This is a genomic window from Candidatus Cloacimonadota bacterium (assembly GCA_034661015.1).
GTDB lineage: Bacteria > Cloacimonadota > Cloacimonadia > JGIOTU-2 > JGIOTU-2 > JAYEKN01.
On sequence record JAYEKN010000303.1, the window covers coordinates 3,342 to 7,477 of the forward strand.

A 4,136-nucleotide genomic window follows, 5' to 3' on the forward strand; every position below is an offset into this window, starting at 1 on the left:
TTGCGGAGGTTGCGGATAACAAATCCCGTTGAAAAGCAACCATCCGCAAGGTGCTTAAAAAATACTACTTTACGGACAGGCTCTAAATAAAACGAAAATCATCTCGACAAAAGGTTGCGGTGGTTAAATCTGTATGAAGATTGCATTCTATTTCATCAGGATCATTTTCTTCAGAAAAGTTTTTCCATCTGCAGTGAGTTTATAGTAGTAAATCCCATTCCCAAGTTTTTTTCCATTTGAAGTTCCGTCCCAGATTGCTTCGAATCTTTGATTACCTTCAAGATCTTCATTTACTAAACATTCAACCAACTGTCCCTTGAGATTGTAAACCGAGAGACTCACGTGGGAAGGATTCTTCAGGCTGAAAGAGATTTTGGTTGATTTGCTGAATGGATTGGGGAAGTTACCATTAAGAGTTGTAAACTGAATTTCCGGATCTATTTGCCACCAAACAGACCAAGAAACCTCTTCGATCTCTGATTCATATCCACCTTCATATAACGCTGTTACCCCAGCAGTGTGGTTACCTGCAACATCAAAAAGTACATAGAAGGTATTGGTAGTTGTTCCTTCAAATTCACCATCAAGATATGCATTGAATCCCGTAAGTTCTCTGGTCTGTAGTATTGCAGCAGAAAATCCGAATCCATTTAAACCGGCAACTACATCACCGGACGGTTCATCCCAGTCAAGTACTCCATTTGGTTCTGATAAGTAGAATTCAAGATTTTCAACAGGGGGAAGTTCAATTTCCACACCAATACTAACCGGATTAGAAACAGCGGTAGTATAAACTGCTTCAACGGAATAGGTGTATATTCCGCTATCGAGATTTGTATTATCATAATAAAGGGTTGTAGTAGCACCGGATACATAAGCAAGGCTATCACCGTCTCTATAGACATTATATCCTTCAAGATCACGGATGTCTGCGGGTATTTCTTCGGAAATTTTTTTTCTGTCCTTTTTCTTGGTGACAACATTACCATTATGATAAGCGAGTAAATCACTTACATTCGGCTGATCCCAAGTGAGATGAACATTCTGGTAGTTCGATACAGTTCCAGCAAGGTTTTGGATCGGAGGAGTAGGTTCAAGACCTATATAAATAAATGTTACTTCCACGATCTCCGATTCAGATCTGTTTTCAGTATTTGAGATAATAAAGTTTGATACACCCACGGTATATTCCATTCCAATAATTAGATTTTCCAATTGATAGAAATTCTGGTTAAATATTTCTGCAATAAACTCTCCATCCAAATATATATTATTTCCAATTATGTCACGATTGTTATTAATACTCAGATAATCCGGAGAGGATTGAACATATTCTGCAGCACTTTCGTTGTCCCATGTAACCAATCCTGTAGTATGATTCACTTGTACATTCATCGGTGGAGGTGGTTGCAACCAATAATTTAATACAGGTTCACTTCTATTGGCGGCAAAAATTTGATCTTGGTTATAGCCATAAAGAAGTCGCCAAACAGTGACTCCGCTAATTCCTTCATTCAAATATGTCCAATTTTGTCCTTCATCAGAACTATATTGCACACCATTGCTTGAACCGAGAAAGATTTCTTCACCTCTGGTTCCAACTACAGACCAATATAAACCGCTTGTTCCGGAAACATGCAACCAGTTTTCACCAAAATCTTCTGAACTATAAAGCCCTTGCCCAGTGGCACAGTAAACAATTTGATCATATTCGTTGTCTGGTAAACGAACTGAAAGCCCGGTATGATAGGAAATTCCGGACATCCCTAAACCTGCGGAGAAAGTTGCTCCGTTATCATCAGAATAATAAACGGAAGTCCCATATCCATTTTCATAGCAAGTAAAAACGCGAAGCATATTATCTTCATTTTTTCCAATCGCAAGTTTTGGATAAAGTCCGAAGGGTAAACCGGTTGCAGAAATCCATGTCATCCCATTATTTGCAGTATATTTAATTGTACCCATCTGCTCAGCTTCCCAATAACGATTTGGATTGGTCCAATGAATTTCTACATCCGTTAATGTGCTGCCCTCCATATCTTTCAAAATCCAGTTTTCACCATAGTCATCAGAAATATATAATCCGGAAGCCGTAGCAATAACCATTCGGTCAACACTATGATTCTGATGACTCAAGGGTGCAAAATCATAGATCCACAAATTATTCAAACCATTATTCATCCGATTCCAGGTTTCACCTTGGTCGAGAGAACGAAAAACGCCTCCGCCCTCTGTTCCAGCCCAAAGTTCATCCCGATCTGCATAATAAGCCAAAGCATGGGTGAATGGTGAGCACATTCCGGTATCGGAAAAATCCCAATCCTCTCCTAAATCCGCACAAGATTTGATTCCACCCCAAAATCCCATCAGTACGCCATTATCGGATGAGCTGGCAGTTTGCCAATAATTGCCTATCCCTGCTTCGGGAATGTGTGTCCAATCATTTCCGTTGTCGGTGCTAACGAAAACACCCTGTCCCCAAATACCCACGTAAATATTTCCATCATGGACAGAAAATTCTCCTTGCCCACCACCGGATTTGAGCAAATTCCAATTTTCACCATTATCGGTTGTTCCATAGATACCATCATCATGAAGTAATAAAATTTGATTTTCATTTGTTTGGGAAATCAAGACGTCATAACCGGTAATATCTCCACCGGAATCCGGTCCGATTGGAGTCCAATTTTCTCCACCATCCAAGCTTTGCATTGCAGAAGAGGGGAAGTCCGAACCGGCGATCACAAATTTTTCCGGATTTGCCGGGGTTGTGGAAATACCCTTTAAAAATCCCGAATTGATACCAACTGTTTCCCAATTTATGCCCCCATCCGTGGAACGCCGAACGCCGGCACTCGAAGCTAAACCGGTAATAATTGTGTTCCCATCGTTTATTTTTACTCCGATTTTCAAGATAAAAGTGGAACTGCAAGAAAGCAATTGCCAGTCTTCTCCGTAATTATTTGATTTGTAAAATCCGTATTTTCCGCCGGCAAAGAAAACACCATTTTCAGAAGGGGAAGTTGCTAAGCCGTAAAAAGGTTTGTGATCAAGCCCGGTGTCTTCCCAAGTGTTCCCACCATCTTCACTTCGCCAAACGCTACCGCTACTTGCCATAGAAAAGCCGCAAGCGGAAAGGACGATTGAGCCGTCATCAGGTGCTGTAACAATATCTCGCACAATTCCACCCCAAGGTCCGCTACCAGTCCATTCTTCATATCCGCGATTTGATGATTGAGTATGTTTGAGAGGGGTTTGATATTCAGATGTGTTTACGGGTTTTGGAATCAGATTTCCGGTTTCGTTTGATTGTTTCGCCCCTAAATTTATTGAAAATATCATTAACAAAACAGGAATTACAAAAAGTCTTTTCCCCCATAAATCAGGATTAGTTGTAAAATATAACATTTTTGCTCCTTTCAAATATTATGAATTCCGTTATCAAAATTTATAAATCATATTTTATACAAATCAATTTCTATGTCAATTATTTTAAGAGTGCCTTATTTTCCTTTACATTTTTATTGATTTTCTTGACTTCAATTCAATCAATGAATCACTTAAATAGAAAATTTTGCATACATATTTATAGTAAAACATTTATTTTAATACGAAAGGAATTATTATGAAAAAGCTATCGTTTATATTTATCTTTATTTTGCTTTTTGGAGTATGTTTTGCCTCCGAAGAGCAAGTAGTCAAATATGATAACAGCTGGAGCAGAGCTGGTTTCAGTTTAGAAAACTCATCGAATTTCGGCGTTGGAGTAAATTTTTCAATTGAAGAATTTACCTTACAAAATATTACAATTAATAGTGAGCAACTCCAAAACATTATTCTTCCCGGAGTGATGCTTCCAAATAATGAAGGTGCTCCAAACCTTCCAAGCATTAGCCGATATATTGCTCTTCCCGAAGGTGCAAATGCAGAATTAGAAATCGTTTCTACCAGAATAGAAACTTTTAGAGGAATCGAATTAGCCCCCGCTCCTCGTATTCCAAAAGAAAACGACAACTCCCCTTTACATTATGAAAAGGATTTGAATATCTATTCGCGGGATGCATTTTATCCGGCAAATCCGATCCAAATCTCGGAAGTGAAACAAATTCGCGGAGTTGATGTTTCCCTCTTGGCAA

The 4,136-nt window shown here is 39.0% G+C and carries 2 protein-coding genes; one reads left to right on the forward strand and one right to left on the reverse strand.

The window, feature by feature from the left end:
• Positions 1–147: 147 nt before the first annotated feature.
• The gene (locus U9P79_10640; protein ID MEA2105069.1) at positions 148–3,408 is read right to left on the reverse strand and encodes a T9SS type A sorting domain-containing protein; all 3,261 of its coding nucleotides are present in this window, start codon (positions 3,406–3,408) and stop codon (positions 148–150) included.
• 217 nt (positions 3,409–3,625) lie between these two features.
• Here U9P79_10640 and U9P79_10645 point away from each other — a divergent pair.
• The coding region (locus tag U9P79_10645; protein MEA2105070.1) for a C25 family peptidase propeptide domain-containing protein at positions 3,626–4,136 on the forward strand (511 nt) is incomplete at its 3' end.